Source organism: Actinomycetospora chlora, assembly GCF_039542135.1.
Lineage (GTDB): Bacteria > Actinomycetota > Actinomycetes > Mycobacteriales > Pseudonocardiaceae > Actinomycetospora > Actinomycetospora chlora.
Map to the genome: position 1 here is coordinate 46,414 of NZ_BAABHO010000005.1, position 24,857 is coordinate 71,270.

15 protein-coding genes are annotated in these 24,857 nt (G+C 75.7%); 5 read left to right on the forward strand and 10 right to left on the reverse strand.

The genetic code is table 11. From position 1 onward, the window contains the following. Positions 1-29: 29 nt before the first annotated feature. Positions 30-2,147, forward strand: a complete 2,118-nt coding sequence (locus tag ABD994_RS04400) for a sensor histidine kinase (RefSeq protein ID WP_345411206.1) — start codon at positions 30-32, stop codon at positions 2,145-2,147. Beyond that, a complete protein-coding gene (locus ABD994_RS04405) occupies positions 2,144-2,782 on the forward strand; it encodes a response regulator transcription factor (protein ID WP_345411207.1) in 639 nt (212 codons plus the stop codon). Before ABD994_RS04400 ends, ABD994_RS04405 begins: the two co-directional genes overlap by 4 nt. On the opposite strand, the gene ABD994_RS04410 is transcribed toward ABD994_RS04405, so the two are convergent. Then, the gene (locus tag ABD994_RS04410; RefSeq protein ID WP_345411208.1) at positions 2,779-7,851 is read right to left on the reverse strand and encodes an ATP-binding protein; all 5,073 of its coding nucleotides are present in this window, start codon (positions 7,849-7,851) and stop codon (positions 2,779-2,781) included. The genes ABD994_RS04405 and ABD994_RS04410 overlap by 4 nt on opposite strands. A 129-nt stretch (positions 7,852-7,980) precedes the next feature. Here ABD994_RS04410 and treZ point away from each other — a divergent pair, with 129 nt between their 5' ends. Then, the gene (gene treZ, locus ABD994_RS04415; protein WP_345411209.1) at positions 7,981-9,702 is read left to right on the forward strand and encodes a malto-oligosyltrehalose trehalohydrolase; all 1,722 of its coding nucleotides are present in this window, start codon (positions 7,981-7,983) and stop codon (positions 9,700-9,702) included. A gap of 41 nt (positions 9,703-9,743) precedes the next feature. Here the strand turns inward: treZ and ABD994_RS04420 are convergent, their stop codons facing one another. The 3 genes from ABD994_RS04420 to ABD994_RS04430 are packed head-to-tail and all read right to left on the reverse strand — an operon-like array spanning position 9,744 to position 11,330. Further along, on the reverse strand, positions 9,744-10,355 hold the full coding sequence (locus ABD994_RS04420) for a protein-L-isoaspartate(D-aspartate) O-methyltransferase (RefSeq protein WP_345411210.1): 612 nt from the start codon (positions 10,353-10,355) through the stop codon (positions 9,744-9,746). 10 nt (positions 10,356-10,365) lie between these two features. Further along, positions 10,366-10,878, reverse strand: coding sequence for an STM3941 family protein (locus ABD994_RS04425; protein WP_345411212.1), 513 nt, complete (start codon positions 10,876-10,878; stop codon positions 10,366-10,368). Continuing rightward, positions 10,875-11,330 carry a CoA-binding protein gene (locus ABD994_RS04430; protein ID WP_345411214.1) on the reverse strand — a complete coding sequence of 152 codons (456 nt, stop codon included), beginning with the start codon at positions 11,328-11,330 and terminating at the stop codon, positions 10,875-10,877. Before ABD994_RS04430 ends, ABD994_RS04425 begins: the two co-directional genes overlap by 4 nt. Positions 11,331-11,401: 71 nt before the next feature. Here ABD994_RS04430 and ABD994_RS04435 point away from each other — a divergent pair, with 71 nt between their 5' ends. After that, a complete protein-coding gene (locus tag ABD994_RS04435) occupies positions 11,402-14,350 on the forward strand; it encodes an FAD-binding and (Fe-S)-binding domain-containing protein (RefSeq protein WP_345411215.1) in 2,949 nt (982 codons plus the stop codon). A gap of 40 nt (positions 14,351-14,390) precedes the next feature. On the opposite strand, the gene ABD994_RS04440 is transcribed toward ABD994_RS04435, so the two are convergent. Together ABD994_RS04440 and pyk are read right to left on the reverse strand one after the other, a co-directional pair. Continuing rightward, the gene (locus ABD994_RS04440; protein WP_345411216.1) at positions 14,391-15,563 is read right to left on the reverse strand and encodes a MalY/PatB family protein; all 1,173 of its coding nucleotides are present in this window, start codon (positions 15,561-15,563) and stop codon (positions 14,391-14,393) included. 9 nt (positions 15,564-15,572) lie between these two features. Further along, the gene (gene pyk / locus ABD994_RS04445; RefSeq protein ID WP_345411217.1) at positions 15,573-16,991 is read right to left on the reverse strand and encodes a pyruvate kinase; all 1,419 of its coding nucleotides are present in this window, start codon (positions 16,989-16,991) and stop codon (positions 15,573-15,575) included. A gap of 86 nt (positions 16,992-17,077) precedes the next feature. Between pyk and ABD994_RS04450 the strand changes: the two genes are divergently transcribed. Further along, positions 17,078-18,361 carry an AI-2E family transporter gene (locus ABD994_RS04450; RefSeq protein WP_345411218.1) on the forward strand — a complete coding sequence of 428 codons (1,284 nt, stop codon included), beginning with the start codon at positions 17,078-17,080 and terminating at the stop codon, positions 18,359-18,361. 12 nt (positions 18,362-18,373) lie between these two features. On the opposite strand, the gene ABD994_RS04455 is transcribed toward ABD994_RS04450, so the two are convergent. From ABD994_RS04455 to secD, 4 genes are all read right to left on the reverse strand, one after another. Beyond that, positions 18,374-20,731, reverse strand: coding sequence for a RelA/SpoT family protein (locus ABD994_RS04455; RefSeq protein ID WP_345411352.1), 2,358 nt, complete (start codon positions 20,729-20,731; stop codon positions 18,374-18,376). A 347-nt stretch (positions 20,732-21,078) separates the two neighbouring features. Beyond that, entirely contained in the window at positions 21,079-21,615 is a 537-nt protein-coding gene (locus tag ABD994_RS04460) for an adenine phosphoribosyltransferase (RefSeq protein ID WP_345411219.1), read from the reverse strand. Beyond that, positions 21,612-23,024 carry a protein translocase subunit SecF gene (secF, locus tag ABD994_RS04465; RefSeq protein WP_425550014.1) on the reverse strand — a complete coding sequence of 471 codons (1,413 nt, stop codon included), beginning with the start codon at positions 23,022-23,024 and terminating at the stop codon, positions 21,612-21,614. The genes ABD994_RS04460 and secF overlap by 4 nt, the downstream gene beginning before the upstream one ends. Next, positions 23,021-24,769, reverse strand: a complete 1,749-nt coding sequence (gene secD / locus ABD994_RS04470; RefSeq protein WP_345411220.1) for a protein translocase subunit SecD — start codon at positions 24,767-24,769, stop codon at positions 23,021-23,023. Before secD ends, secF begins: the two co-directional genes overlap by 4 nt. Between the last annotated feature and the right edge of the window lie 88 nt (positions 24,770-24,857).

A 24,857-nucleotide genomic window follows, 5' to 3' on the forward strand; every position in this document is an offset into this window, starting at 1 on the left:
GCCAGCCCCCGACCTGCGACGATCACCGTGTGCGACCCACGGCCGAGGACAGCGCGCCGCGCGCCGCGCCGGCCCCCGCGGCCCCGGTGACGGGTGGGCGCGCGCCGGGCCGCCGCGACGCCCTCCTCGCGGTGGTCGCCGTCGGCGGCCTGCTCGCGACGGCCCTGATCGTCGCGCTGGCGCTGCGCCACCGCGACGTCGTGGTGGCGCCCGACGAGGGCGGCGGGCTCCTCGAGGCCCTCGCCGGACCGGTGCTGCTCGCCGCCGGGCTCATCGTGCTCCGCGGGGCCGACCGTCGCGGCCGCCCCGTCGGCGGGGTGCTCGTCGCGACCGGTGCGGCGTGGCTGGTCACCGGGCTCGCCGCGCAGTGGCTCGTCGAGGGCCTCTACGTCACACCGGGGGCGCCCGGCACGTCGCTGGCCTACGCCGTGAGCGCCCGCTACGGCGCGTTCCTGCTGCTCGGGCTCCCGCTGGTGCTGCTGCTCTTCCCCGACGGGCGCCTGCCCCGCGGCCGCGGCGGGCGCGCGGTGGCGCTGGCGAGCCTCGCCGGGACGGCGCTGCTGCCGGTGAGCCTGCTGCTCGTGCCGTCGTGGGTGGTCGAGGCCCGCAGCGGCGTCGCGTTCAGCCCGCGCGTCGCCGCGCTCGACCTCGACCCGCACTCGGTCCCGCTGCCGTTCTGGCCGGTCGTGCTGGACGTCGCGTTCGCCCTGCTCCCGCTCGGCATGGTCGTGCCGTTCGCGGTGGTGGCCGTGCGCCACCGGCGGGCGACCGGCCGCCGGCGCCTGCAGCTGCGTTGGCTGGTGTGGGCGGGCCTCGTCGACGCCCTGGTGATCGGCGTCGCGCTCCTGCTGCCCGAGCCGGGGCCCACGGTCGCCCTGCTCGTGGCGGTCACGGTGACGAGCGGGGCGATCGTCGTCGCGGTGGTGCGCGAGCGGCTCTACGACGTCGAGCGCCTGCTGCCCACCACGCTCGTGGCCGTCGCGCTGGGCCTGGGGGTGCTCGTCGTGGACGGGCTCGTCCTGCTCGTCGCCGGCGCGGCGTTCGGGAGCCGGGACTCGGCACTGCTCGCGGTGGCGGTCGTCGCCGTGCTCTACACGCCGCTGCGCAGCCGCCTGTGGCGCGCCGCGCGGCGGCTCACCCGCGGCTCGCGTGAGGACCCGTACAGCGCGGTCGCGACGCTCGCCGGGCACCTCGAGACCGCCGTCGCGCCGGGCGAGCAGCTCGCCGCGCTGGCCCGGTCGGTTGCCGAGGCGTTCCGGCTGCCCTACGTGCGGGTCGAGATCGACCGCGCCGACGGCGCCCGTGCCGTCGTCGAGCACGGCAGCACCGACCACCCGACCGCCGTGCTCCCCATCCGCTACCGCGACGAGACGATCGGCCGCGTCGCCGTCGCCGAGGGCCGCCGGCTCTCGGATGCCGACCAGCGCCTGCTCGGCGACCTGCTGCGCCAGGCCGCCGGCGCCGCCCGGGCGGGCGCGCTGTCGGCGTCGCTGCAGCAGGCCCGCGCCGACCTCGTCACCGCGCGCGAGGAGGAGCGCCGCCGGCTGCGCCGCGACCTGCACGACAGCCTCGGGCCCGGCCTCGGCGCGGTGACGTTGCGCATCGAGACGGCCCGCGGGCTCGCCGCCCGCGACCCCGGCCGGGCCGACGAGGTCCTCGCCCAGGCCGTGGCCGACGTCGGCACCCTGCTCACCGACGTCCGGCGCCTGGTCCACGACCTGCGCCCGCCCGCCCTCGACGAGCTCGGGCTCTCGGGCGCCCTGCGGGCCCAGGCCCGCCGCCTGTCCGGCGACGGGCTGGAGATCACCGTCCACGGAGAGCCCGGCGACCTCGCCGGACTCACCGCCGCCTGCGAGGTCGCCGCCTTCCGCATCGCGTCGGAGGCGATGACGAACGTCGTCCGGCACGCGTCCGCGACCCGGGCGACCGTGGACCTGGCCCGGCGCGGTGACCGCCTCGTCGTCACCGTCACCGACGACGGCCGCGGCATCGGCACCGACGTCGTCGCCGGCGTCGGGACGCTGTCGCTGCGCGAGCGCGCTGCCGAGCTGGGCGGCCGCACCACCGTCGCCTGCCCGCCCGACGGCGGCACCGTCGTCACCGCCGAGCTGCCGTGCACCCCGACCCGCCCCCAGGAGGCCCCGTGATCCGCGTGGTGCTCGCCGACGACCACCCCGTCTACCTCGACGGCCTCGCGGGCCTGCTCGCGACCGTCGACGGGCTGGAGGTGGTCGGCACCGCGACCGACGGGGCCGCCGCCGTCGAGTGCGTCGCCGCGCTGCGCCCCGACGTCGTCGTCATGGACGTGCGGATGCCCGAGCTCGACGGCATCACCGCGACCCGCCGCATCGTCGACGCCGACCCCGGCGTGGGGGTGGTCGTGCTGACGATGAGCGAGGAGGACGAGACCGTCTTCGCCGCCCTGCGCGCCGGCGCCCGCGGCTACCTGCTCAAGGGCGCGACGAAGGACGAGATCGTCCGCGCCGTGACGGCCGTGGCCGAGGGCGACGCGATCTTCGGCCCGGCGCTGGCCCGGCGGGTCACCGAGTTCCTCGCGCCCCGCACCGCCACGGTCGACGTGTTCCCCGAGCTCACCGCCCGCGAGCGGGAGGTCCTCGACCTCATCGCCGCCGGCCGGGCCAACCCGCAGATCGCCGCGGCGCTCTTCCTGTCCCCCAAGACCGTGCGCAACGTCGTCTCGGCGATCTTCACCAAGCTGCACGTCGCCGACCGCGCGGAGGCCATCGTGCGGGCCCGGGAGGCCGGCCTGGGCCGGAGCTAGGAGCGCTCGCCGGGCAGGGCCAGCGCCAGCACGCGCGCCGCGGGGGTGCCCGGTGCGGTGCGCAGCGTGGCCTCGCCCCCGCGGGCGCGGACGGCCTCCACGACCTCGAGGACGAGCCCGATCCCGGCACTCGCCAGGTGCCCGACGCCGCGCAGGTCGATCTCCACGCGCGCCGGCCCGTCGACCGCGGCCACCAGCTCGTCGCGGCAGGTGGCGACGGCCGCGAGGTCGAGGTCGCCGTGCAGCACGAGGCGGCGGGTCCCGTCGTCGTCGACGACGTCGAGGCCGGCCGTGGCCCCGGGTGCGGCCGGTTCCGCGGCGGCCGGCCCCGCCGCGGCGGCCGGCTCCTCGGGCTCGGTGGGCACCACCCGGAAGCGGACCTCCGTGCCCCCGCCCCCGCGCGGTGTCACCGACGCGTCCACCGTCAGCTCGCGGACGATCGTCAGGCCCCGCCCGCGGTAGCCGGGGTCGTCCGGGATCGGGCGCCATGTGCCGCGGTCGCGCACGGACGCCTCGACCGAGCCGTCGCCGCAGCGCGCGACCCGGACCTCGACCTCGCCGGTGTCGTCGACCGCGTCGCGGTAGGCGTGCTCGACGCCGTTGGTGGCGGCCTCCCCGAGGGCGAGCTGGAGGTCCTCGTAGACGACCTCCGGGAGCCCGGCCGCGCGCGACCAGCGGGAGACGTGGCGGCGCAGCAGGGCCAGCGAGTCGGGGCGCGCCCGCAGGGTCAGCTCCAGCGGGGGCGGCGAGAGGCGCGCGACGACGAGCGCGACATCGTCGTCGCGGGGCCCGAGGTCGCGCAGCAGGGCGCCCGCGAGCGGCCCGGGCGGCGCTGCGTGGTGGCGCTCGACCGCCTCCCGGAGCCGCGCGAAGCCCTCGTCGAGCGACTCACCGCGACGCTCGACGAGGCCGTCGGTGTAGAGCAGCAGAACGGCACCGCCCGCGAGGGTGGTGACGGCCTCGCCGTGGTCGCGGTGCCCGGGCGGCAGGCCGAGCAGGGGCCCGTGACCCGCGGGGTCGTCGAGGTAGCGCACCGCCGCGGCTCCCCGGTCGTCCGGGCCCTCGACGAGCAGGGCCGGCAGGTGCCCGGCCCGCGCCCAGCGCAGCTCGCCGGTGCGGGTGTCGAGCGTCAGGCACATCGCCGTCGAGGCCCGCGAGCCGGGGATGCGGGAGGTCAGGCCGTCGAGCAGCCCGAGGGCGTCGGCGGGGCCGTGGCCGGCGAGGAGGTAGCCCGACAGGGCCGTCCGCAGCTGGCCCATGACCGCCGCGGCCGCCGTGCCCTGGCCGACGACGTCGCCGACGGCGATGGCGACGCGGTGCTCGTCGAGCTCGACGACGTCGTACCAGTCGCCGCCGGCCTGGGTCCCCACCGCGCCCGGCAGGTACCGCACCGCCAGGGCGACCCCGTCGAGCGCGGGCAGGGCCTGCGGCAGCAGGCTGCGCTGCAGCGTCTCGGCGATCTGGTGCTCGCCGCGGTAGAGCCGCGCCCGGTCGAGCGCCATCGCGCAGGGCTCGGCGAGCGCGTCGAGGGTGATCCGCTCGGTGCGCGACACCCGGTCGCGGTCGAGCAGGCCGATGCCGAGCGCGCCGACGGTGGTGCCCGCGGCCACGAGCGGCAGCGCCATCGCGCCGCGGACCCCGGCGTCCGCCATCAGCGCGCGCAGCGGGTCGTCCCGGTCCCCCGCGCCGTCGCCGGTCAGCCACAACGCCTCGGCCCGGCCGACCGCTTCGCCCACCAGCGTCGGGGACTCCTGGTGGGCCGCCACCACCGGCGGGTCGATGTTGTGGGCGGCGAGCGGCGCGAGCGTGCCGGTCCGCGGCTCGTACTCGAACACCGCGACGCGGGCGCTCGGCCCGAACAGCGCGCGCAGGTGCTCCACGGTGACGTCGGCGACCTCGACCGGGGTGGCCGCCGCCGAGAGCTCGCTCGTCGCGCGCTGCAGCAGCTGCAGCCGGGCCGCGACCGAGCGCTCCTCGGCCAGCAGCAGGGCGTTGTCCAGGGCCAGCGCGGCGCGGCCACCGATCTCGGCGACGAGGTCGCGGTCCTCGTCGCTCCACGCCGGGCTCTCGGGGTCGCGCTCGAGCGAGAGCACCGCGACCGGCCGGTCGCGCACCGTCAACGGCAGCGACAGCACCCCGTCCGCGGTGACCGCGGAGGCCCCGGCCAGGGCCGCCCGCTCGCTCTCCCCCAGCGGCTCGGCGGGCAGCGGGCGGCCGGGGCGGACCGCGGCCGGACCCACGCCGCCGTCGTGGGCCCGTTCGGCCACCCGCCCCGCGCCCGGGCGGCCCTCCTCGTCGACGGGACGGGCGACGGCGCGCGCCGCGAGCCGCACCTCGACGAGCAGGTGCAGCAGGCGCTCCAGGCGGGCCGCGACGTCCGGCCGGGCGTCGAGCTCGGCGCCGACGCGGGCGAGCAGCCGCTGCCGCTCGGCCTCCAGGGCGCGGGCGTTGACGTCGACGCAGCTGCCCACCCACCCCGACGGCCCGCCCTCCCCCGGCAGCGGGACGGCCTGCTCCACGACGCGGTGGTAGGCGCCGTCGGCGCGGCGCAGCCGGTAGTCGACCTCCCACCCGCCGCCGTCGGCCATCGCCGCCGCGGTGACCGTGCGGTGGTGCTCCCGGTCGTCCGGGTGGACGCCGTTGCGCCAGCCGTCACCGCTCTCCTGCGCCGCGTCGCGCCCGGTGAAGCGCCGCCAGCCCGCGTTGTGGAACGTGCGGGCGCCGTCGGCGTCGGCCACCCAGATCAGCGCGGGCGCGAGGTCGGCCATCGCCGTGAACCGGGCCTCGGCCCGGCGGCGGGCGCGGCCGAGCTGCAGGTGCGCGTCGACGCGGGCCCGCAGCTCCGGCGCGGCGAACGGCTTGACCAGGTAGTCGTCGGCCTGCGCGGCGAGGCCCGCGAGCGCGGCCTCCTGCCCGGCGCGCGCCGAGAGCAGCAGCACCGGGACGCGCGCGGTGCGCTCGTCGGCGCGCAGCGTCTCCAGCAGCTCGAGGCCGTCGACGCCGGGCATCATGACGTCGGAGACGACGAGGTCCGGCGGGTCGGCGAGCGCCGCGCGCAGCGCCTGCTCGCCGTCGGCGGCCACCCGCACGTCGTGCCGCGGGGCGAGCAGGCGGCGCAGGTAGCTCCGCATGTCGGCGTTGTCGTCGACCACCAGGACCCGGCCGCGCTCCACCGCGCGCGGCGGGAGGTCCGGGACCTCGTCCGGCGGCGCCGGGTCGCCGGCCCCGGCGGCCGTGGGGGGCTCGTCGTCGGGCAGCCACCGCAGCGCCTCGGCGACGAACGAGGCCGCGTCGGGGGACGGACCGTCGACGGGCTCGGCGTCGTCGGGCGTCCCCGCGGCGACGCCGGCCGGCGCGAACGGCAGCGTCACCGTCATCGTCGTCCCGGCGCCGGGCTCGCTGCGCGCCGCGACCTCGCCGCCGTGCAGGACGACGAGCTCGCGCACCAGCGCCAGCCCGATGCCGCTGCCCTCCCCGGAGCGCGCGCGGGCGCTCTGCACCCGGTGGAAACGCTCGAAGAGGCGCGGCAGCTGGTCGGCGGGCACCCCCACCCCGGTGTCGGCCACCCGGAGCACCGCGGCGTCGTCGACGGCCTCCACCGTCACCGTGACGCTCCCGTCGAGGGTGAACTTGAGGGCGTTGGAGAGCAGGTTGAGGACGACCTTCTCCCACGCGTCGCGGTCGAGCAGGACCGGGCGGTGCAGCGGCGGGCAGTCGACGACGTAGTCGAGCCCCGCGCGGGCCATGGCCGAGCGGAACACGCCGGCGAGCTCCTCGGTGACCGGGCCGAGGTCGAGGGGCACGGGGTGGGTCTCGCGGCGGCCGGCCTCGAGGCGGGAGAAGTCGAGCAGGCTGTTGACCATGCGGCCGAGCCGCTGCCCGTTGCGGTGCACCATCTCGAGCTCCGCGCGGACCCGCTCGGGCTCGACGTCCCCGGCAGCCCGCAGGTCCTCGACAGGGCCCATGATCAGCGTCAGCGGCGTGCGGAACTCGTGGCTGACGTTGGAGAAGAAGTCGGTCTTCGCGCGGTCGAGCTCGGCGAGCGCCTCCGCGCGGCGGCGCTCGGCCTCGTACCCGTCGGCGTGCGCGAGGCCGGCGGTGATCTGGCCCCCGAGCAGCTGCAGGAAGCTCGCGGCGCGCTCGTCGTAGCGGCGGTGGGGGTTCATCCCGACGACGAGGACGCCGGTGAGGCCCTCCGCGCCGGCGGCGCCGGCCAGGGGCACGAGGGCGGCCTCGGTGGGGCCCCGGTCCCACGCACCCCGCGGCAGCTCCCCACCGACGCGGCCGGCCAGGTCCTCGACCAGGACCGGCGCGTCCCCGCGGACGTCGCCGAGCGGCCACGGCCCGGCTCCGGGAGCGACCACCGGCGGGGCGACCGGCGAGCCGGGCGCGACGCCCGCGGCGGCGGCGAGACGCGCCTCCCCGCGGTCCGCGTCGAACAGGTAGAGCAGCCCGAACGGCACGTCGCGGTCGTTGCCGGCGAGGGTCTGCTCCACCGCGACGAGGACGTCGTCGTGGGACCGGGCCGGGCCCATGGCCGTCGCGAGGTCGCGCAGCGTCGCCATCCGGCGGTCGCCGATGACGCGGTCGGTGTTCTCGGTGACCACGCAGAGCATCCCGGCGACGACACCGTCGGTGTCGGCCAGCGGGCTGTAGGAGAACGTGTGGTAGGTCTCCTCCGGGTAGCCGCTGCGCTCGAGGAAGAGCAGCAGGTCCTCGTCCCAGGTGGCGACGCCGGTGTCGAGGACCGTGCCGATGCGCGACCCCGCCGCGTCCCACACCTCGTGCCACACCTCGCGCGCCGGCCGCCCCAGCGCCCACGGGTGCTTCGACTGGAGCGTGTCGCGCCAGTACGCGTCGTTGTAGATCACCGTGAGCTCGGGGCCCCACGCCATCCACATGGAGAACCGGGAGGTCAGGAGCATCCGGACGACGGTGCGCAGCGGCGTCGGCCAGCCCGCGGGCTCGCCGAGCGGCGTCGCGGCCCAGTCGACCGCGGCCATGTCCGCGCCGACCTGCCCGCCGCCCGCGAACAGCTCGCGCGCGTCGGGATCGGGTCCCGTGCCCATCGCTCGCTCCTGTGCCGCCCTCGTCCCCGGCCGGCCCGGCGCCCCCGTGGTGGACGCCACCGACCCGGCCCCATCATTGCGGGCGGGCGGCACGCATGCGCGGGCGGTCCGTCGGGAACGATCGGGCCCGTGAGCTATGACTTCGCGGTCTGGGCGCCCGAGAGCACGTCGGTGGTGCTGGTCCTCACCGACCGCACCGAGGCGATGACCGCGGGTGCTGACGGGTGGTGGCACGTCACCGTGCCCGACGCCGGTCCGGGCACGGACTACGCCTTCGCCCTCGACGGCGGCGACCCGCTGCCCGACCCCCGGTCGCGGTGGCAGCCCCACGGCGTCCACGCCGCCTCGCGGCTGGTGGAGGTCGAGCCCTCCCCCGCCGACGCCGCCTGGACCGGGCGGTCGCTGCCCGGGTCGGTGATCTACGAGATGCACGTCGGGACCTTCACCCCGGACGGCACGTTCGCCGGCGCCGAGGAGCGCCTCGACCACCTCGTCGAGCTCGGCGTGGACTTCGTCGAGGTCCTGCCGGTCAACGCCTTCGACGGGACGCGCGGCTGGGGCTACGACGGCGTCCTCTGGTACGCGGTCACCGAGAACTACGGCGGGCCCGCGGCGTTCCGGCGCTTCGTCGACGCCTGCCACGCGCGCGGCCTGGGGGTCGTCCTCGACGTCGTCTACAACCACCTCGGGCCGTCCGGGGCCTACCTCGACCGCTTCGGGCCCTACTTCCTCGGCGAGAACGTCTGGGGACCGTCGCTGAACCTCGACGGGCCGGGCTCGGACACCGTGCGGGCCTACATCCTCGACAACGTCACGATGTGGCTGCGTGACTACGGCGTCGACGCCCTGCGCCTCGACGCCGTGCACGCCCTGCGCGACGCCCGCGCGACCCACCTGCTCGAGGAGATGGCCGACCACGTCGCGTCGCTGTCGGCCCACCTGCGCCGCCCGCTGACGCTGATCGCGGAGTCCGACCTCAACGACCCCCGGTTGATCACGTCGCGCGAGGCCGGCGGGTACGGGCTGGACGCGCAGTGGTGCGACGACATCCACCACGCCCTGCACTCCACCCTCACCGGCGAGACCCAGGGCTACTACGTGGACTTCGGCGCGCTGTCGGCCCTGGCCGAGGTGCTGCACCACCCGTTCCACCACGCCGGGACGTGGTCGACGTTCCGCGGGCGGCTCCACGGGCGTCCGGTCGACCTGCTGCGCACCCCCGGCCACCGGTTCCTGGCCTACCTGCAGGACCACGACCAGGTCGGCAACCGCGCGTCCGGCGACCGGCTCTCCGCGTCGGTGTCGCCGGGCCTGCTGGCCTGCGGCGCCGCGCTGGTGTTCTGCTCGCCGTACACGCCGATGGTGTTCATGGGCGAGGAGTGGGGCGCCCGCACGCCGTGGGCATTCTTCGTCGGGTTCTCCGACCCGGAGCTGCAGACCGCCGTGCGCGAGGGCCGGACGAAGGAGTTCGCCGAGCACGGGTGGGGCGCCGAGGAGGTCCCCGACCCGACGGCCGACGCCACCTTCGAGGCCTCGAAGCTCGACTGGTCCGAGCCGTCCCGCGAGCCGCACGCCGCGCTGCTCGAGGTCTACCGGACGCTGATCGCGCTGCGCCGCGCCGAGCCCGAGCTGACCGACCCGCACCTGGACCCGGTCCGCGTCGACCACGACGCCGACGCGCGCACGCTCGTCGTGCACCGCGGGACCCTGCGCCTGGCGGTCAACCTCGGCGCGGCCCCGGCGACCCTGCCCGTCGCGGCGGGCGAGGTGCTCTACGCCCCGGCCGGCGTCGACACCGCCGCCACCACCCTGACCCTCGCCCCGGAGTCCTTCGCCCTCGTACGTGCGTGATCTTCCGTGCGATAGCACGGAAGATCACGCACGTAGGCCGGTCAGAGCAGCGGGACGAACGAGACGGGCATGACGCACTCCTCCCGCCCGTCGCGGCGGCGTCGGACGAGCGTGCCCGCGCGACCGTGGCCGACCGGGCAGACGAGCACGCCGTCGTCCGTGAGCTGCTCGAGCAGGGCCGGGGGCACCTCGCCCTCGGCCATCGCGGCCACGACGACCGCGTCGAACGGCGCCCGGTCCGGCGCACCGAGCCGGCCGTCGCCGTGGCGGACCTCGACGTCGTGACCGGTGGCGGCGAGCGCGGCCCGCGCCCCGGCGGCCAGCGACGGGTGGTACTCGATCGTCACGACCTCCCGGGCCAGCCGCGACAGCACCGCGGCCGCGTAGCCGCTGCCCGCCCCGACCTCGAGCACCCGCTCGGTGCCGGTCAGGTCCAGCAGGGACGCCATCGCGGCCACCATGGCCGGCGCCGAGATCGTCTGCCCGCAGGAGATCGGCAGCGGGCCCGGCCCGTAGGCCTCGTCCACGCGGTGCGCGGGGACGAACCGGTGCCGCGGGACGGCGGCCATGGCAGCGAGGACGCGCTCGTCGCGGATGCCCTCGCGGCGCAGCCGGGCGACCATCGCGCGGCGGCGCCGGTCGTGCACGCTCACGGGTCCGGGCTCACGAATCCGGACGCAGCCGCTCGAGGTCGTCGGCGAGCTCCTGAGCCGGCACGGGCAGCACCGCCGGCGGGAGCACCACCGGGCTCCCCAGCCGTCCCGCCTGGGCGCGGCCGACCTTCGCCCGCTGCGGGGTGGTGCGCGCCAGCACCGCCTCCGGGTCGCGAACGCCGATGACGAGCATCCCGCCGCCCCGCGCGGGCAGGACGTCGATGGCGCCGACCTCCGACCAGGGCAGGAACCCGGCGACGACGATCGACCCGCCGTCGTCGACCCCCTCGCGGGTGGCGACGAGCAGGGGACGCCCGCGGACCAGGCGCACGGCGCCGCGCACCGCGCCGACCCCGAAGAACAGCAGGAGCACCACCCCGAGGACGACGTTCGCGGTCCCGCCGGAGGCCAGGAGCCACAGCCCGGCGGCGACGCCGACGACGCCGGTCGCCAGCGTGACGGCCGGGGCCGTGCGGTTGGCCCGGATCTCGAGACGGTCCGGCTCCCGGACCACGGCGCTCACGCGCACCACCGCCGGTGCTCGGCGCGGACGTCGCGGTCGGCGACGGCGGTCAGCCCGGCGGCCCGGGCCCGGGCGACGGTGCGGGCGGTGGTGTCGGCGTCGGCCACCCCGGACGGGAGCCACACGGCGGCGGCCCCGACCGCGGCGGCGTCGTCCACCACCGCGTCCCAGGCCGCCGGGGCGCGGAACACGACGACGAGGTCGGGCGCCGGGACGTCGGCGAGGGTGGGGGCGCAGAGCCGGCCGAGGGTCTCCACGACGTGCGGGTTGACGAGGTCGACCGTCCACGCGGTGCGGTCGAGGAGGTAGGCCGCGATGCGGAAGCTCGGGCGGGTGAAGCGGTCGGAGACGCCGACCACCGCCACGCGCTGGACCTTCCCCAGCAGCGCACCCACCGCGGCGTCGTCCACGCCGAGGGTCGAGCTCCGCTCCGCTGCGTCTCCCGGCTCCACGCCGCCCATCCTCCCGCACCTGCTGGCGCGGCTGGGTTGCGCGGGCCCGTCGCGCCGCCCAGGGTCGGTGCGTGGCCACGGTGGATCTGCCCTCACCCCGCACCCGCCCGCAGACCCCGGAGGAGGCCCTCGCCGCGGAGCTGCGGGCACGGGTCGACGGCGAGGTCCGGTTCGACGCCGGCTCCCGCGCCGCCTACGCCGTGGACGCCTCGAACTACCGGCAGGTGCCCATCGGCGTCGTCGTCCCCCGCTCGATCGACGCGGGGGTGGCGGCGCTGGCCGTGTGCCGCGAGCACGAGGTGCCCGTGCTCTCCCGCGGCGGCGGGACGAGCCTCGCCGGACAGTGCTGCAACGCGGCGGTGGTGATCGACTGGTCGAAGTACTGCACGCGGATCGTGGCCGTCGACGAGGACGCCCGCACCTGCGTCGTCGAGCCGGGCATCAAGCTCGACGACCTCAACGCCGCCCTGCCCGGCCGGCTGATCTACGGCCCCAAGCCCGCGACGCACGTCAGCTGCACGATCGGCGGGATGATCGGCAACAACTCCTGCGGGTCCACGGCACAGACCTTCGGGAAGGTCGCCGACAACGTCCGCCGCCTCGAGGTCCTCACCCACGACGGGCTGCGGATGTGGGTGGGCCCGACCACCGCCGCGGAGTACGACGCGATCCAGGCCGCGGGCGGGCGGCGGGCGGAGATCTACCGCGGTCTGCGGGCGATCGCGCAGGACCACGCGGAGCTCGTCGCGCAGCGCTTTCCGGACATCCCCCGCCGCGTCTCGGGCTACAACCTCGACGACCTCGTGCCCGGCCCGGACGCCGACGGGCACGGCTTCGACGTCGCCAAGGCGCTCGTCGGGTCGGAGTCGACGCTGGTCACGGTGCTGCACGCCGAGCTCGACCTCGTCACCGAGGCGCCCCACACCGCGCTGGTGGTGCTCGGCTTCGACGACGTCGTGGCCGCCGCCCGCAGCGTCGAGGAGATCCTGCCGCACACCCCGCACTTCCTGGAGTGCATCGACCGCAACATCGTCGAGTTCGAGCGCGCCCGCGGCTTCCACCAGCGGGCGATGGCCGCCATGCCCGCCGGGCACAGCTGGCTGATGGCCCAGATGCGCGACGACGACGCCGACCGGGCGCGGGAGCGCGCCCGCGCCCTCGCCGCGGAGCTGGAGGGCACCTGCTCGGTCCTCACCGTCACCGATCCCGCCGAGCAGGCCGAGCTGTTCGCGATCCGGGAGTCGGCCCTGCCCGTCTCCGCGCGCGACCCGCGCACCGGGCGGGACAACTACGAGGGCTGGGAGGACGCCGCCCTGCCCACCGACCGGCTCGCGGACTACATGGCCGACTGGGTCGCGCTCGTCGAGGAGTACGGGTTCACCGAGGGCACCGCGATCTACGGCCACTTCGGGCACGGCTGCATCCACACCCGCATCCCGTTCGACCTCGGTTCCCCGGCCGGGATCGCCGACTACCGCTCGTTCATGGAGCGCTCGGCCGACCTCTGCGTGCGCTACGGCGGGTCGCTCTCGGGCGAGCACGGCGACGGCCAGTCGCGCGGCGAGCTGCTCGTGCGCATGTACGGCCCCGAGCTGGTGGCGGCCTTCGAGTCGGTGAAGGCGCTGTTCGATCCGCGCAACCGCATGAACCCCGGGAAGGTCGTCCACCCCTACCGGCTCGACGAGCACCTGCACGTCGGCGCCGACTACGCCCCCGACGACCCCGCGTCCGCGTTCGCCTACCCGTCGGACGACGGCCGCTTCACCCGCGCCGTCGAGCGCTGCATCGGGGTGGGGCGCTGCCGGCGCACCGACGGGGACGTGATGTGCCCGTCGTACCGCGTCACCGGCGAGGAGCACCACTCCACCCGCGGCCGCGCGCGCCTGCTGTGGGAGATGCTGCGCGGCCACGCCGACTCCCCGATCCGCGACGGCTGGCGCTCGACCGAGGTCCGCGACGCCCTCGACCTGTGCCTGGCGTGCAAGGGCTGCCTGTCGGACTGCCCGGTCAACGTCGACATGGCCACCTACAAGGCCGAGTTCCTCCACCACCACTACGAGGGGCGCCAGCACCGGCGCCCCCGGTCGCACCTGTCGATGGGCTGGCTGCCCGCGCTCGCGCGCGTCGCCTCGCCCGTGGCGCCGCTGGTCAACCGGCTGACGGCGTCACGGCTCGCGGGGCTGCTCAAGCGGGCCGGCGGCATCGACGAGCGCCGCAGCATCCCGGCGTTCGCGACGCCGCGGTTCTCGCACTGGTACCGGGAGCGCGGGCCGCGGGGCAGCGGTGAGCGCGGCGAGGTGCTCCTGTGGCCCGACACGTTCACCGAGTTCCTGCACCCCCGCGCCGGCGCCGACGCGGTCCGGGTGCTGGAGGCGGCCGGCTTCCGGGTGCGGCTGCCGGACAGGGAGCTGTGCTGCGGGCTGACGTGGGTGACCACCGGCCAGCTCGACGTCGCCGCCCGCGTCCTGGGCCGCACGCTCGACGCGCTGGCGCCGGCGGTGCGGGCGGGGATGCCGATCGTGGGGCTGGAGCCGAGCTGCACGGCGGTGTTCACCGACGACGCCCCCAACCTGCTGCCCGGGCCGCGGGCCGACGCGATCGCCGGGGCGACGACGACGCTGGGACGGCTGCTCGCCGAGCGGGCCCCGGACTGGACGCCGCCGGGGCTCGCCGGGCGGGACGTCATCGTGCAGCAGCACTGCCACCAGCACGCGACCGGCGGCTACGGCGCCGAGACCGCGGTGCTGGCGCGCGCCGGCGCCGAGGTCGAGGTGCTGGACTCGGGCTGCTGCGGGCTGGCCGGCAACTTCGGCTTCGAGCAGGGCCACTACGAGGTGTCGGTGGCGTGCGCCGAGCAGGTGCTGCTCCCCCGCGTGCGGTCCGCCGGCGCCGGGACCGCGGTCGTCGCCGACGGCTTCTCCTGCCGCACCCAGATCGACCAGCTCTCCGAGCGCCGGGGCGACCACCTCGCCTCCCTCCTCGCCTCCGGCCTCCCCGACGACGAGCCCCTCCCCTGGTGACCACCCACGTGCGTGATCTTCCGAGCTATAGCTCGGAAGATCACGCACGTAGGGCGGTGCGGATCCGGGTGAGGGCCTCGGTGAGGACGGGGCGGGACATGGCGAGGTTGAGCCGCATCCCGCCGCGGCCGGCCTCGCCGCACGCCGCGCCGTCGGTGAGGACGACCCCCGCCTCGCGCTGCAGGAATGCCGAGGGCGGCTCGTCGAGGGCCAGCCCGCGGCCGTCGAGCCACGCCAGGTACGTGCCGTCGGGGACGGTGACGTCCAGGCCGGGCAGGTCGGCGCCGGCGAGCAGGGCGCGGTTGCCGTCTAGGTAGGCGAGCACCTCGTCGAGCCAGCCGCGGGCGTCGCGGTAGGCCGCGGTCGTTGCGAGCACGCCGGGCGTCGCGGTGCCGTGCTCGGCGAGGTAGCCGGTGGCGGCCCAGTGCTCCGCGTCGGCCGCGTTCGACAGGATCACCTGCCCGCACTTGAGGCCCGGGGTGTTCCAGGCCTTCGACGCCGAGGTCGCCGTGACGGTGTGCCCGGCCGCCACCGATGACGACGCCGCGTACGGGCGGTGCCGCGCGCCCCCGAACGTCAGCGGCGCGTGGATCTCGTCGGCGAACACCCGTGCCCCGTGGCGGGCCACGACCTCGGTGAGGGCGGCGAGCTCGGCGTCGTCGAACACCCGGCCGGTGGGGTTGTGGGGGTTGGTCAGCACCAGCAGGCCCGCGCCGTCGGCGAACGCCCGGTCGATCGCGTCGAGGTCGAGCACGAGGCGGCCGTCCGACCGCGGCATCGGGACCTGCACGAGCTCGCGGTCGAGCATCCCCGGCACGGTCAGGAACGGCATGTACGCCGGCGTGGGCAGCACGACGGCGCTGCCCGGGCGCGTGAAGTGCCGGACGGTGGCGGTGAACGCGGTCAGCACGTCGGGCACCGGGCGCACCCACGCCGGGTCCGGCGCCCAGCCGAAGCGCTCGCCCCAGAAGGCCGAGCAGGCGTCGGCCATGTCGGCCGCCCAGTCGTCGGGCAGGTACCCCAGCTGCGACGCGTCCGCGGCGCGACGCACCGCGTCGGCGACGGCGTCGGCCACCGGGAAGTCCATCTCGGCGACGAACGCGCCGATCAGCCCGCGGCCGTGCGACTCCCCGGGCGTCGACCACTTCCAGCTGCCCCCGGCCCGCATGTGCTCGGCGGTCAGGGCGTCGAAGCGGTGGCTCGTCGCGGTCACCCCTCGACGCTAGCGGGCGTCCTCGCCGATCTTGTGCACGCGCAGCAGGTTGGTCTTGCCCGCGGTGCCCGGCGGCGAGCCCGACACGATGACGACGAGCTCGCCCGCGGCGAAGCGGCCGATCTCGAGCAGCGAGGCGTCGACCTGGCGGATCATCGCGTCGGTGGTCTCCGCCCACGGCACGAGGAACGTCTCGACGCCCCAGCTCAGCGCGAGCTGGCTGCGGATGGCGGGCACCGGCGTGAACGCCAGCACCGGCAGCCGGGTGTGCAGGCGGGCCAGCCGGCGCACGGTGTCGCCGGTGCGCGTGAAGGCCACCAGCGCGCGGGCGTTGAGGCGCTCGCCGATGTCGCGGGCGGCCGTGGTGACGACGCCGCGCTGCGTGCGCGGCACGTGCTGGATCGGCGGCACCGACGCCGGCCCGACCTCCACGGCGGAGACGATCCGCGACATCGTCTCGACCGTCTCGATCGGGTACTCGCCGACGCTGGTCTCCCCCGAGAGCATCACCGCGTCGGCGCCGTCGAGCACCGCGTTGGCGACGTCGGACGCCTCGGCCCGGGTCGGACGGAAGTTGTGGATCATCGACTCGAGCATCTGCGTGGCGACGACCACCGGCTTCGCGTTCTCCCGCGCGATCTGCACCGCGCGCTTCTGCACCAGCGGCACGTCCTCGAGCGCGAGCTCGACGCCCAGGTCGCCGCGCGCGACCATGATCGCGTCGAAGGCCAGGACGATCGCCTCCAGCGCGTCGACGGCCTCGGGCTTCTCGAGCTTGGCGATCACCGGCAGGCGGCAGTCGTGCTCGTCCATGATCTTGTGGACGAGCTCGGCGTCGGCGGGCGAGCGCACGAACGACAGCGCGACGACGTCGACCCGCAGGCCGAGCGCGAAGCGCAGGTCGGCCTCGTCCTTGTCGCTCATCGCCGGCACCGACACCGCGGTGTTGGGCAGCGAGATGCCCTTGTTGTCGGAGACGCGCCCGCCCTCGACCACCCGCGCGACGACGTCGCGGCCCTCGACGTCGACCACCTCGAGCGCGACGTTGCCGTCGTCGACCAGCAGCGACTCGCCGGGCCGGACGTCGTCGGCGAGGCCCGCGTAGGTGGTGGAGACGCGGTCGTGGGTGCCCGCGACGTCCTCGGTGGTGATCCGCACCGTCTCGCCGGTGGCCCACACCTGCGGGCCGTCGGCGAACCGCCCGAGGCGGATCTTCGGGCCCTGCAGGTCGGCGAGGATCCCGACCGCGCGCCCCTCCGCGTCGGCCGCCTCGCGGACCAGGCGGTAGGTGCGCTCGTGCTCGGCGTGGCTGCCGTGGCTGAAGTTGAGGCGGGCGACGTCCATCCCGGCGCGGACGAGGTCGCGGATGGCCTGCGGTGAGGACGTCGCCGGCCCCAGCGTGCACACGATCTTGGCTCGTCGGCTCACGCGGCCATCGTAGTCGCCTCTGCACCGATCCAGCAGCGATCCACCGACAACGAACGCCGTGTGGCACACCGGGCTACGGTGCGGGGGTGACAGCACTCGGCGTCCCGGACAGCCCCGGTGACGGGGCAGCCGGACCCCTGGGGGACGCCGACGCGCCCGACGCGGGCCGCGGCGTCGTCCTCCCGCGGCGCAAGCGCTGGGAGATCCCCGCCGGGCTCGAGGTCGCCACCGCGCTGTCGTGGCGGCTCCTGCTGCTCGCCCTCGCGGTCGCGGTCATCGTCTACGTGCTCGGCCTGCTCGGGGCCGTGGTGCTGCCGGTCGTGCTCGCGCTCATCGCGGCGTCACTGCTCGCCCCGTCCGCGCACGCCCTGTCCCGCGTGCGCTGGCTGCCCCACGCGCTGGCCACCGTGATCGTCATCGTCGGCGGGGTCGCGATCGTCGGCGGCGTCTTCTACGGCGTCGGCCTGGCGTTCGTGTCCGGCCTCCCGGAGCTGTCGTCGCAGCTGGTGGCGAGCGTCGCCGGCATCCAGGAGTGGCTGCGCACCGGCCCGCTGGGGCTGAACAACGAGCAGTTCACCGCGATCGGCAACCAGGTCCTGTCCACGCTGCAGTCCAGCCAGGCGACGCTGGCCGGCAGCGCGCTCGGCGCGGTGAGCACCCTCGGCGAGGCGTTCACCGAGCTGCTGCTGGCGCTGTTCACCCTGATCTTCTTCGTCTACGACGGCGGCACGGTCTGGCGCTTCGTGCTCAAGGCGATCCCCCGCCAGGCGCGCAACCGCGCCGACGTCGCCGGGCGCCGGGCGTTCGCGTCGCTCGTGGGCTACACCCGCGCGACCATCCTGGTGGCCGCCGCCGACGCCATCACCGCGGGCGTGGGCCTGTGGCTGATCGGGGTGCCGCTGCCCGTCCCGCTGGCCGCGCTGATCTTCTTCGGCGCCTTCGTGCCGACCCTCGGCGCCGTCGTGTCCGGCGTCGTCGCCGTGCTCGTCGCGCTGGTCAGCGGCGGGATCACCGACGCCCTGCTCGTCGCCCTGCTGCTCCTGCTCGTGCAGAACCTCGAGGGCTACATCCTCCAGCCCCTGCTGCTCGGGCGGTCGATCAAGCTCCACCCGCTCGCGGTCGTCCTGCCGATCGCCTGCGGCCTCGTCCTCGCCGGCATCGCCGGGGCCCTGCTCGCGGTCCCGCTCGTCACCGTCGTCGACGCCGGGGTCCGCTCGCTCACCCGGCCCTCGGACGGACCGCCGATGGACCCCGAGACGGTCGACGCCCTCGACCCGCGCTCGGCCCGCCCCGACTGGCACCCCGAGGCACAGCCGCCCCGCCACGTCGTCGGGCGCGCCGTCGACGCCCTGTCCCGCCGCCGGGACTGACCGCGGGGCCGGTCAGCTCGCCGAGGTGACCCGGTAGACGTCGTAGACGCCCTCGACGTTGCGGACCGCCTTGAGCACGTGGCCGAGGTGCTTGGGGTCGCCCATCTCGAAGGAGAACCGGCTGACCGCCACGCGGTCGCGGCTGGTGGTGACCGACGCGGACAGGATGTTGACCTTCTCGTCGGCCAGCACCTTGGTGATGTCGGAGAGCAGGCGGTGCCGGTCGAGCGCCTCGGCCTGGATCGCGACGAGGAACAGCGCGCTGGACGAGGACGCCCAGTGGACGTTGACCAGCCGCTCGGGCTCGCTGCGCAGCTCGTCGGCGTTGGTGCAGTCAGTGCGGTGGACGCTGACCCCACCGCCGCGGGTGACGAAGCCGAGGATCCCGTCGCCGGGCACCGGCGTGCAGCACCGGGCGAGCTTGATCCACACGTCAGTTTGGCCGCCGTCGACTCCGCTCTCCATGTCGTCGAGCACCACGCCCACGTCGCCCGTACCGCGGCGGCGCTGGACCGTCGACGGCGTGGCCCGGTCGGCGAGGTCCTCCTCGTTCTGCTCGACGCCGCCGAGCAGGGCCACAAGGCGCTGCACGACGTGGCGGGCCGAGACGTGGTGCTCGCCCACCGCGGCGTAGAGCGCGGAGACGTCCTGGTAGCGCAGCTCGTGGGCGAGGGCGGCCATCGAGTCGGCCGAGACGAGGCGCTGCAGGGGCAGGCCGGTGCGGCGGGCCTCGCGGGTGATGGCCTCCTTGCCGCCCTCGATGGCCTCCTCGCGCCGCTCCTTGGCGAACCACTGCTTGATCTTCTGCTTGGCCCGCGGCGAGGCGACGAACGACAGCCAGTCGCGCGACGGCCCGGCGCCCTCGGCCTTCGAGGTGAAGATCTCGACGACCTCGCCGTTCTCGAGCTCGCGCTCGAGGGCCACCAGGCGGCCGTTGACGCGGCTGCCGATGCACTTGTTGCCGACCTCGGTGTGCACGGCGTAGGCGAGGTCGACCGGCGTGGAGCCGCTGGGCAGCGTGATGACGTCGCCCTTGGGCGTGAACACGAAGATCTCGCGGGTGGCGAGGTCGTAGCGCAGGGACTCCAGGAACTCGCCCGGGTCCGCGGCCTCCCGCTGCCAGTCGAGCAGCTGGCGCATCCAGGCCATCTCGTCGAGCTCGAGGGTGCCGTCGCCGGCCGAGCCGCCGTGGGACCCGCCCTTGGAGCCGTGGGCGCCCTTCGTCTCCTTGTAGCGCCAGTGCGCCGCGATGCCGTACTCGGCGGTGCGGTGCATCTCGTGGGTACGGATCTGCACCTCGAGCGGCTGCCCGTCCGGCCCGATCACGGTGGTGTGCAGCGACTGGTACACCCCGAACCGGGGCTGGGCGATGTAGTCCTTGAACCGGCCGGGCATCGGCTGCCACAGGGCGTGGACCATGCCCATCGCCGCGTAGCAGTCGCGGACGTCCTCGACGAGCACGCGCACGCCCACCAGGTCGTGAATGTCGTCGAAGTCCTTCCCCTTGACGATCATCTTCTGGTAGATCGAGTAGTAGTGCTTCGGGCGCCCGAGCACCTCGGCCTTCACCCGCGCCTCGGTGAGCTGGCCGGACACCTCGTCGATGACGCTGCGCAGGTAGGTGTCGCGGCTGGGCGCGCGGTCGGCGACGAGGCGGACGATCTCGTCGTAGCGCTTGGGGTGCAGGATCGCGAACGCGAGGTCCTCGAGCTCCCACTTGACCGTCGACATCCCCAGCCGGTGGGCCAGCGGCGCGAGCACCTCGAGGGTCTCGCGGGCCTTCTTGGCCTGCTTCTCCGGCTTGAGGAAGCGCATCGTGCGCATGTTGTGCAGCCGGTCGGCCAGCTTGATGACGAGCACCCGCGGGTCGCGCGCCATCGCGACGACCATCTTGCGGATGGTCTCGGCCTCGGCGGCCGCCCCGAGCTGGACCTTGTCCAGCTTGGTGACGCCGTCGACGAGGTGCGCCACCTCGGCCCCGAAGTCGGCCGAGAGCTTGTCCAGCGCGTAGTCGGTGTCCTCGACGGTGTCGTGCAGCAGGGCCGCGACCAGCGTCGTGGTGTCCATGCCCAGCTCGCCGAGGATCGTCGCGACGGCCAGCGGGTGGGTGATGTAGGGGTCGCCGCTCTTGCGCATCTGGCCGTCGTGGAAGCGCTCCGCGGTGTCGTACGCCCGCTGCAGCGTCGCCATGTCCGCCGACGGGTGCAGCTCGCGGTGCACCGCGGCGAGCGGCTCGAGCACCGGCTTGACCGCGCCCGAGCGCTGGGCGGTGATGCGCCGCGCGATGCGGGCGCGGACCCGGCGGGTGGCCGACGGCGGGCGCGTGGCGCTCACCGGCGGCGCCGGCGAGAGCCCCGCGGCGTCGAGCACGGCGTCGTCGCGGGAGGCTTCGCCGGTGGCCGTCGGGGCGGTCCCGGGGGCGACCTCGGGGGCGACCTCGGCCGCGCGAGGTGCGCCCGCGGCGACGTCCGGGCTGACGTCCTGGCTCACGCGTCGTCCCTCCCTCCCGGACGGGCGACGGGCCGGCACCCGCGGCACGTCCGGAATCCATCCAGGGTATCCCCGGCGGACCGGCGTGTCCGGACGGTCGGGGGCCGATCGGGCGATCGGTCGCCCACCATCGGTCTGCGTGGGTGACGGGATCGCGCCGGAGATCGTGTCGCGACGGGCGGTCCGGCGGCCGTCAGCCACCGCGCGGGGAGCGGACGAGCGGTCGCTCAGCGCGCCAGCAGCGCGTGCACGGGGTGCCCGTCGAGCCGCTCGCGCCCGTGCAGCGCCGGCAGCTCGAGCACGACCGCGACCGCCGCGACCTGCGCACCGGCGCCCTCGACGAGCTCGGCCGCGGCCGCCGCGGTGCCGCCGGTGGCCAGCACGTCGTCGACGAGCAGCGCCCGCGCCCCGGGCCGCAGCACCTCGGCGGGCAGCTCGAGCGTCGCCGAGCCGTACTCGAGGTCGTAGGACCGCGTGGCCGCCACCATCGGCAGCTTGCCCTGCTTGCGCACGGCCACGACCCCGACGCCCAGCGCGTGCGCCACCGCCGCGCCGAGCAGGAACCCGCGCGCCTCGATGCCCACGACGACGTCGGCGTCGTCGGCGGCCGAGGCGAGCAGGCGCGTGGTGGCGGCCAGGCCGCCGCCGTCCGCGAGCAGGGCGCTGAGGTCCCAGAAGCGGATGCCGGGCGACGGGAAGTCCGGGACGTCGCGCAGCAGGCCGGTGACCCGCTCGAGGTCGGCCGCCGGGGTCGGGACGCTCACCGGCGCCGCTTGCCCGACGGCCGGCTCGTCTTGCCCGCGGGGCGGGCGCCCGGGCGCGGGGCGGACGCGCCGCGCCCGGTCGGCGGGGTGCCCCCGGACCGGCCCGCCCCCGCCGCCGCCACCTCGCGGGTGTCCAGCACGTCGGTGGCCGGCCCGCTCGTGCCGTTCTCCGCGGCGGTGTCGTCGCCGGCGGCCCGGCGGGCCGTCTTGGCACGCCGCGCCTCGACCTTCTGCGCCTGCTGCTTCCACCGGCGGTCGCGCATCGCGAGGTCGACGACGATCGGCGTCGCGAGCAGCACCGACGAGGCCGCGCCGACGATCGTGCCGACGAGCTGCACGAGCGCGAGGTCGCCGAGCACGCCGACGCCGAGGAGCACGACGCCCACCACGAACAGCCCGATCAGCGGCAGCGCCGCGATGAGCGAGGTGTTGAGCGAGCGCATCAGCGTCTGGTTGACCGCGAGGTTCGCGGCCTCGGCGTAGGTGCGCCGCGTGAGCCCGAGCAGGCCGCGGGTGTTCTCGCGGACCTTGTCGAACACGACGACGGTGTCGTAGAGCGAGAAGCCCAGGATCGTCAGCAGGCCGATGACCGTGGCGGGCGAGACCTCGAAGCCGACCAGGGAGTACACGCCGGCGGTGATGATGATGTCGTTGGCCAGCGCGATCAGCGCCGCGAACGCCATCCGGCGTTCGAAGTAGAACGACAGGTAGATCGTGACGAGCACGAGGAACACCGCGAGCGCGATGATCGCCTGGCGGGTGATCTCGCCACCCCAGCTGGCGCTCACGGCGCTGTCGGAGATCGCCTGCGGGTCGGGGGTGCCGGTGGTGCCCAGGGGCTGGAACCGGTCGAACAGGGCCTGGCGCAGGGCCACGACCTGCCCGATGTCCAGACGCTCCGACCGGATGATGATCGTCGCCGACGTGCCCTGGCCGGCCGACTGCACCGACGTCGCCGGGAAGCCCAGCGCCTGGTCGTAGGTCTGCTCGACCTGCTCGGTGACGATCGGGCCGTTCGCCCCGGCGGCGGGCATCTGGACGCTGGTGCCGCCCTCGAAGTCGATGCCGAAGTTGAAGCCGCGGAACACCATCGACAGCACGCAGATGAGCACCGCGATGCCGAACACCAGGTACCAGGTCTTCGCCCGGCCGACGATGTCCAGCCCACCGTTGCCGCGGTACAGGGCGTCGAGCCGGCTCGGGCGGCGGGTCCGGCGGGCGGCGCCCCGCCGGGGAGCGGCGTCCTCGTCCTCGGGGGCGTCGTCGGGGTCGACGTCGGCGTCGAGCTCCGGGTCGTCGGCCGCGTCCTCGGTGTCGAGCACCTCGTCGTCGAGCTCGTCCACACGGTCGTCGGCACGGTCCTCGGCGCGGCGGCGTCCCGCGGCGCGGCGACCGGTCGGGCGGGTCACCGGGCACCCCCACGGGTGCGCGCGGACCCGGCGCCGGCCCGGCTCGCGGGCGCGCGTCGCGCCCCGGCCTTCGGCGGCCCGGAGCCCCGTTGCGGGCCGGGCACGTCGCGCACCACCTCGCCGAGACCGGACCAGGCGGGGCTGGAGAACAGGCGCGAGTTCGACGCCAGGGCGAGCAGGGGGTGCGTCACGAGGAACACCACGACGAGGTCGAGGACGGTGGACATGCCCAGGGTGAAGGCGAAGCCCTTGACCTGGCCGACGGCGAGCACGTACAGCACCACCGCCGCGAGGAAGCTGACCGCGTCGCCGGACAGGATCGTGCGTCTGGCCCGGATCCAGCCCCGTGGCACCGCGGACCGGAAGCTCCGGCCCTCGCGCACCTCGTCCTTGATGCGTTCGAAGAAGATCACGAACGAGTCGGCCGTGATGCCGATCGCGACGATGAACCCGGCGACGCCGGCGAGGTCGAGCGTGAAGCCGATCCCGCGCCCGAGCAGCACGAGCACGGCGTAGACGACCAGCCCGGACAGGATCAGCGACAGGATCGTCAGCACGCCGAGGGCGCGGTAGTAGAACAGCGAGTACACGAACACCAGCGCCAGCCCGACGATGCCGGCGATGAGCCCGGCCTCCAGGGACGCGAGCCCGAGCGTCGCCGACACCGTCTGCGCCTCGGAGGTGTCGAACGACAGCGGCAGCGAGCCGTAGCGCAGGACGTTGGCGAAGTCGGTGGCCGAGCCCTGGTTGAAGTTGCCCGAGATCTGGGCGTTGCCGTCGAGCAGGGGCTGCACGATGCGCAGCGCCGAGACCACCTGCGAGTCGAGCACGACCGCGTTGGAGTTGTTGACGTTGGCGCTGGTGTAGTCCGCCCACGTCGTCGCCGGCTGGCCGCCCTTGAAGGCCAGGTTGATCACCCAGCCGACGCCCTGCGGGTTCGGGTTGGGCGTCGCGCTGGCGACGTCGGTGCCCGAGAGGATCGACGGACCGAGCAGGTACTTCTCGGTGCCCTCGCGGTTGCACGCGACGAGCGGCTTGCCCGGGTCGTCGTAGCCGCGCAGCGGGTCCTCGACCTGGCAGTTCAGCGCCAGGGCGGCCTGCTCCTGCACCGCAGGGTCCTCGCTCTGGCGCGTCGCCTTCGCCTCGGCGATGGCCTGCGCCTGGCGCGGGTCCTGCGACGTCCCGCCGCCGTCACCGCCGGGCGGGGGCGTGGGCGGCGGCTGCTGGCGCGGACCGATGGGCGCGCTCTGGCCCCCCGGCGTCTGGCCGGGCGTCCCGGCGCCGGTGCCGGACTGTCCGGGCGGCGCGCTCTCCTGACCCGGCTGACCGGGCTGACCGGGCTGGCCCGGCTGCTGGGGCCCGGCCGGGATCGGCCCGCCGATCACCGGGCGGAAGTACAGCCGCGCCGTCTGGCCCAGCGAGCGCGCCTGGTCGCCGCCCGTGCCCGGGACGGTGATGACGAGGTTGTTGCCGTCCTGCACCACCTCGGCGCCGCTGACGCCGAGCCCGTTGACGCGCTGGTCGATGATCTGGCGCGCCAGGTTGAGCTGGTCGGTGGTCGGCGGCGCCCCGGTCTCGGTGCGCGCCGTGAGCGTCACCCGCGTCCCGCCCTGCAGGTCGATGCCGAGCTTCGGCGTCGGCGACCCGTCCCCCGTGAAGAACACCAGGCCGTAGAGCGCGGCCACGATCACCACGAAGGCGGCGAGGTAGCGCCCGGGCCGGAAGCGGACGGTCGGAGGGGCCACGCTGCGTTGCTCCAGGAGGTCGTGAGGGGTCGGCCGAGGGGTTGGACCCGAGGGTAGTGCGCCGGGTCCGGCGCTCCCGGCGCCGCCC